1 protein-coding gene is annotated in these 3,918 nt (G+C 63.7%); it reads right to left on the bottom strand.

Going from position 1 to position 3,918, the window contains the following annotated elements; translation table 11 throughout:
- Nucleotides 1-3,892 (bottom strand): condensation domain-containing protein (locus tag GM668_RS30145; RefSeq protein ID WP_229500135.1); only part of this gene is annotated, 3,892 nt, incomplete at its 3' end.
- Between the last annotated feature and the right edge of the window lie 26 nt (nt 3,893-3,918).

Raw genomic sequence — 3,918 nt, 5'->3', positions numbered from 1 at the left:
GCAGCTGCGCATGGCTGAACTGGCGGCCGCTGCCGCCTTCAATCACGGCAATGGCGTCATCGCGGCCTGCGCAGCGGCTAAACAAGGTGCCGGTGCTGGTTGCCTGCACGGCGGCATTGGCTTGCGCGACCAGCGCCTGGTGCCGGGCCGGCAGCTGGAACAAGTCCACGTCGCTCTCCCAGTCGGCATGCGCCAGGTGGTTGATCAACGCGACGTACAGCTGGTTCATCTCGCCCACATACTCTGGGCTGAACAATTGATCGACGTACAGCCACTTGCTCATGAAGCGGCCATTGACTTCGATTGCCTGCAAGTCGATCCAGGACTGGGAAGTCTGCCCGCTCCAGAAGCGCTCTTCCACGCGCTCGCTATCGTGCAGGTAGTGATTGCTTTCCAGTTCGTCGAACAGGCTGCCGACCAGGCCCGTAAAGACAATCGGCGACACGGCCTTGCTGGCATTGAGCTTCAAACGCTTCGACAGCTCGCGCTGCACGTCCATGCCGGTAAACAGCGAATGGCTGATATCGGCCCACATTTCACGGTGCGTGGTGCGCAGCGTGTCGATGAGGCGGCGGCCAAAACCCTTGAAGTGGAACAGGTTGGTGGACGTGAAATCGCCCCACAGCGCATTGACTTCTTCATGGACGGCATAGCGGTTGAACAAGGTCATCGTGATGAGGAATTCCTTGTGTCCGGAGAAGTAAGACAGCACCGCGCCATACACGCCCATCAAGACGGACGAATACGAGACGTCGTGTTTGCGCGCCTGTTCCTTGAAGCGGCTCCATACATCCGGCTCCACATATAGCGTGTGCTCGACGAATTTCGGGAACTCAACCGATTCCGGCGCCACCAGGAACGGCAGCTCGGGGCGCAGCGGCATATGCGGGATCTTGTCCAGCCAATAGCGTTTGTCGGCTTCGTACCACGCGGATTTGCGCAGCAGCTGGTAGTACTTCTGGTAGTCGTAGAACGTGATCGACGGCGTCTGGAACACATACGCCGGATCGCGGTACGCCTGGTCTACGACTTCAAACAGCGCCTGGCGGCTATGCGCGTCCAGCAAGATCAGGTCGGTACTGATATGCAGCACCACGCCATTCCTGAAGCGCGAGACCTCATAGGTGAACAGTGCGAAGCGTTCGGCGTCATACACCTTGTGCGACAGGCGCGCGCGCACCACGCCGACATCGGCGGCGTTGATGTCGCGGTCCTGGTAGTCATGCGTGACGATATGGTAGTGCGGCGTCTGGTCCACCGGCAAGAACCGCTGCTTCAGCAAGTCATAGGAAAACACGGTCCTCAGCACCGGATAGGCGCGGATCGCCTGGTTCACGACGGATTCCAGGCGCGCCACGTCCAGCTCATCCAGGTAATACTCATGGTAGACGTGGTTGGAGACATTGCCGATCTCATAGTTGGCCAGGCGGCCCAGCAGGTACACCTTCTGGATTTCCGTCATCTCGAACCACTGGTCTTGCGCACCGGCGTCCGGCAGCAGCGGCATGTGCTGGAGGTCGGCCTCGCTGGCGACGGCACGGAAGTCGCTCGCCGTATATTCCGCATCGGCCTTGCCGGTGCAGTGGTCCACCACGCGCCGCAGCGCGCCGTCGAAGGCGCGGGCAAAGCGTTGCAGGTGCGCTGCGCCGATAGCGCCGCCAATTTCGAAGCGCAGGCAGCCGCCGCTGACGACGCCGCCGATGTCGAGCAGATTGGCCAGCACATTGGCAGGCGCCGAGGATTGCCCGGCGTTGTCCATCTGCACCTCCCAAGGCTGCGTACCATCGGTTTCGCTGACCTGGCCCAGGTAGTTAAAGCGGATCACCGGCAAATCTTGCAGGCGGTATCCCATCAGGGCGCCGTACGTCAGCCCCCGGTCGGGAATGGTGCGCAAATGCTCTTTCACGGCGATGACAGTGTCGCCGGTCGCCGCGCCGCTGGCCAGGCGTACCGGATACAGCGTGGCAAACCAGCCCACGGTGCGGCTGATATCCGTCGTGCCGTCGGCGCTTTCACGGCCATGGCCTTCCAGCAGCACGTGATGGGTGGACTGGCCGGTCAGCCCGGTCAGCGCTTCGGCCAGGGCCGCCAGCAGCAAGTCATTGATCTGTGTGTGGTATGCGCGGTTGCTGTGCTGTAGCAACCGCTGCGTGGTTTCGCGGTCGAGCGCCAGTTCGACGCTGCCTGGCCGCGCACCGTCCACCATGGCGTGCAGCGCCGACGGGTCCTGATCGGCGTTCAGCGCCGTCCAGAAATCCCGCTCATGCTGGCGGCTTTGCGCGAATTGCTGCACGCTGTGCACCCACTGGCGATAGCTGCTCAGCTTAGGCGGCAGGGCCTGGCCTTCATACGCGGCCTGCAAATCCTCCGCCAGCACGCGCCAGCTGATGGTGTCGACAATCAGGTGGTGCAGCGCGAAGAACACGCGGGCGCTGCCGTCGGCATAGCCGTGCAGGTAGCCCAGGCTGTAGAGCGGCCCTTCGGCCAGGTCAAAGCCGGACTGCCATTGCGTCAATACGTCCTGCAGCCGGGTTTCATCCAGCGCGCCCACGTCCAGCACGCGCAGCGCCTCGACCGGCGCGGCAGCGTCATAGTGCTGCATGCCGCCATGGAAGCGCAGGCGGAACGCATCGTGCTGCGCCACCACTTGCGCCAGCGCGGCGCGCAAGCGTTCCACGTCCAGCGCGGGAGTGCGCACCAGGAACGACTGGTTCCAGTGCTGCGCGGCGGCGAATGCGTTTTCAAAGAACCACGACTGGACCGGCAGCAGCGCGAAGCTGCCGCTTAGTAAGCCCTGCTCCGACACGACCTGGCGCGCCGGACCGCCGGCCTGGCTGCGCAGCTGCACGCACAGCGCTTCGACCGTCTTGCAGTTGAAGATGTCCTGGATCGTGATGGCCACGCCCAGCTGCTGGCGCAGCTTGCTGCTGAGCTGGATGCTGATAATGCTGTCGCCGCCCAGGTTGAAGAATTCATCGCGGATGCCGACTTGCTCGGCTGGCAAGCCCAGCGCCTTGGCCCACAGTGCGCACACGGTGCTTTCCAGTTCATCGCGCGGCGCCACGTAGCCGTGCTGCCCGCCCGCCTCCAGCGCCGGCAGGCGCGCGGTATCGAGCTTGCCGTTGGCGGTCAGCGGCAGCGCTTCCAGGTGCATGAACACGGACGGCACCATGTACTCGGGCAGGCTGTGGCGCAGCGCGGCCGTCAAGGCGTCGTGCTCCAGCGCCTCGGCCGCCACGTAATACGCGGCCAGGAATTTCGCCCCCAGCGCCGCGTCGTCCACGGCCAGCACCACGGCCTGCTTGATGCCGGCCACCTGCGCCAGCGCATGTTCGATTTCGCCCAGCTCCACGCGGTACCCGCGCAGTTTCAGCTGCTTGTCCTTGCGCCCGGCAAACTCGATGTAGCCGTCGCGGTGCCAGCGTCCCAGGTCGCCAGTGCGGTACAGGCGTCCCAGCGTGGCATGCTCGAAGAAGCTGGCTGCCGTGCGTTGTTCGTCGCCCCAGTAATTGAGCGCCACACCGGCGCCGCCAATATGGATTTCGCCAATCACGCCCACCGGGCAATGCGCCTGCTCATCGTTGAGCACGTACATTTGCTGATTCGGCATGGCCACGCCATAGGGAATGCTGCTCCAGTGGGCCGGTACCGGCGTACCGATTTCATGCCAGATCGACCAGATACTGCCTTCCGTCGCGCCGCCCAGGCCCATCACGCGCACCTGTGGCGCGCAGCCTTTCAGGCGCGCAGCCAGGCCGGTCGGAATCCAGTCGCCACTGAGCATGGCTACACGCAGCTGGTTAAGGTTCGCGCCATCCTGCTCGGCGCTTTCCGCCAGCAGTTCAGCCAGTTGCGGCACCGTGTTCCACAGTGTGACGCCGTGCTGTTGCATCAACGCTAACCAGTGTTCCGGCTGTT

The sequence above is a fragment of the Pseudoduganella ginsengisoli genome (assembly GCF_009720865.1).
Classification (GTDB): Bacteria; Pseudomonadota; Gammaproteobacteria; order Burkholderiales; family Burkholderiaceae_D; genus Rugamonas; species Rugamonas ginsengisoli.
The sequence above is the reverse complement of the archived record's forward strand: the minus strand, read 5'-3'. Positions and strand labels throughout refer to the sequence as shown.